The organism is Pseudomonas sp. R62, from assembly GCF_000257605.1.
Classification (GTDB): domain Bacteria; phylum Pseudomonadota; class Gammaproteobacteria; order Pseudomonadales; family Pseudomonadaceae; genus Aquipseudomonas; species Aquipseudomonas atacamensis.
Genome location: NZ_JH635998.1, coordinates 762,423 through 765,012, shown reverse-complemented (window position 1 = coordinate 765,012; position 2,590 = coordinate 762,423). Strand labels below are relative to the sequence as shown.

Below are 2,590 nucleotides of genomic sequence, written 5' to 3'. Positions count from 1 at the left end.
GCTGCGCAGCCCAGCGGGGATAAATCCCCTCGCCACAGGATTCTGCGATGTGTCGAGAATGAATCAGGCCAACAAGTCTTGCAGAGTCGCGAGGCTGTCGGCTTCTTCGACGGTCTTGTCCTTGCGCCAGCGCAGCATGCGCGGGAAGCGCACGGCGATGCCGCTCTTGTGTCGGCGCGACAGGGCGATGCCTTCGAAGCCGAGCTCGAACACCAGGCTCGGTTTCACGCTGCTCACCGGGCCGAATTTTTCCACCGTAGTCTTGCGCACGATGCTGTCGACCTGACGCATTTCTTCATCGGTCAGCCCCGAATACGCCTTGGCAAACGGCACCAGCGAGCGCTGGCTGGATTCCGGCGGGCCGTCCCACACGGCGAAGGTGTAATCGCTGTACAGACTGGCGCGACGGCCGTGTCCACGCTGGGCATAAATCAGTACCGCGTCGACGCTGAACGGGTCGACCTTCCACTTCCACCACACGCCCATGTCCTTGGTCCGGCCGACGCCATACAGCGAATCGCGCGCCTTGAGCATCATGCCCTCGACGCCGAGTTTGCGTGACGCTTCGCGCTGGCGGCCGAGGTCGAGCCAGTCTTCGCCGGTCAATACCGGGGAGGGCAGCAGTACCGGGCTGTTGCAGCGCGCGATCACCTCTTCGAGTTGCGCACGGCGCTTGACCTGCGGCTGGTTGCGCCAGTCTTCCCCCTGCCATTCCAGCAGATCGTAGGCCAGCACCACCACCGGCACTTCCTCGAGAATCTTTTTGTCGAGGGTCTTGCGACCGATGCGTTGCTGCAGCAGGGCGAACGGTTGCACGGCCGGCGGCTCATCGGATTGCGGATCGAAGGCATCTTCGGTGGTCGGATGGGTGCTCTTCCACACGACGATTTCGCCGTCGATCACTGTGCCGTCGGGCAAGCCGTGCACGAGCACATCGAATTCGGGGAAGCGCTCGGTCACCAGTTCCTCGCCGCGCGACCACACCCACAGCTTGCCGTCGCGCTTGACCACTTGCGCACGAATACCGTCCCACTTCCATTCCACCTGCCAGTCGCTGGCCGGGCCAAGCAGGGCTTCGAATTCGTCGACCGGTTGCGACAAGGCATGGGCGAGAAAAAACGGGTAGGGCTGACCGCCGCGCTGGGCGTGTTCGTCGGCGGATTCCGGGGCGATCAGTTTCAGATAGCTGGCGGCGTTCGGCCGGTTCGACAGGTCCGTGTAACCGACCAGGCGCTGGGCCACGCGTTTGCTGTCGAGCCCGGCCATCGACGCCAGGGCGCGGGTGACCAGCAGCTTCGACACGCCAACGCGGAAACTGCCGGTGATCAGCTTGATGCACAGCATCAGGCTCGGCCGGTCCAGTTGCGCCCACAACATTGGCAGTTGGCGCGTCAGGTACTCCGGCGTTTCTCCGCGCAGTGGCAGCAGCTTGTCTTCGATCCATTCGGCAAGACCGGCCTCGGAGCTGTGGGAATTTTCCGGCAGCACCAGAGAAATGGTCTCGGCCAGATCGCCGACGGCTTGGTAGCTTTCTTCGAACAGCCATGGCTCCAGTCCCGAAACTGCGACCGCCAGCTCACGGAGGATGCGCACCGGTACCAGTTGCCGAGGCCGCCCGCCAGAAAGGAAATACACCGCCCATGCGGCATCTTCCGGCGCGGCCTGCGCGAAGTAAGCCTGCATCGCCGCCAGCTTGGCGTTGCTCGACGTGGTGGCGTCGAGTTCGGCATATAACTCGGCGAAGGCTTTCATGGCGATGTCTCGGCAACGGTGGGTTCGGTGGCGATGTTGTCGTCTTCGTCATCGCCGTATTCGGTGGTGAAGCCTTGTGCATCGAGGCCCTGTTCGCGCAGATGGCGCACGAGCACGCCGATCGAGCCGTGGGTGACCATCACCCGTTCCGCGCCGGTCTGGTTGATCGCCCACAGCAGGCCGGGCCAGTCGGCGTGATCGGAAAGGACGAAACCGCGATCGACGCCGCGCCGCCGCCGGGTCCCGCGCAGGCGCATCCAGCCGCTGGCAAAGGCATCGCTGAACTCGCCAAAACGACGCATCCAGGTACTGCCGCCTGCTGACGGCGGAGCAATGACCAGCGCCTGGCGCATGATCGGGTCGCTTTTTTTTACGTCGCCCGCATAGATCGTCGGCGGCAGGTACACGCCGGCATCGCGGTAGACGCGGTTCAGCGGTTCGACCGCGCCATGGCTGAGGATCGGCCCGAGGGTTTCGTCGATCCCGTGGAGAATCCGCTGCGCCTTGCCGAAGGAATAGCAGAACAACACGCTGGCCTTGCCGGCGGCGATATTGGCCGCCCACCACTGATTGATCTCGGCGAAGATCTGCGCCTGCGGCTGCCAACGATAGATCGGCAGGCCGAAGGTCGATTCGGTGATGAAGGTGTGGCAGCGCACCGGTTCGAATGGGGTGCAAGTGCCGTCCGGCTCGACCTTGTAATCCCCCGATGCGACCCAGACTTCGCCGCCGTATTCGAGCCGTACCTGCGCCGAACCGAGGACATGCCCGGCGGGGTGAAAGCTCAGGGTCACGCCGTGGTGGGTGAGGCGCTGGCCGTAGTCAAGTGTTTGCAACT

General features: G+C 63.9%; 2 protein-coding genes. Both read right to left on the bottom strand.

Annotation, left to right across the window (positions count from 1 at the left end; all coding sequences use genetic code 11):
- Positions 1–63 precede the first annotated feature (63 nt).
- A complete protein-coding gene (locus OQK_RS04890) occupies positions 64–1,752 on the bottom strand; it encodes an ATP-dependent DNA ligase (protein WP_016771381.1) in 1,689 nt (562 codons plus the stop codon).
- Positions 1,749–2,590, bottom strand: an 842-nt coding sequence (locus tag OQK_RS04885) for a ligase-associated DNA damage response exonuclease (RefSeq protein ID WP_038860572.1), incomplete at its 5' end; no start/stop codon positions are given. The genes OQK_RS04890 and OQK_RS04885, both read right to left, overlap by 4 nt.

Excerpts from the sequence above, each read along its gene's own strand:
- OQK_RS04890 (WP_016771381.1), bottom strand. The coding sequence starts at position 1,752 with ATGAAAGCCTTCGCCGAGTTATATGCCGAACTCGACGCCACCACGTCG.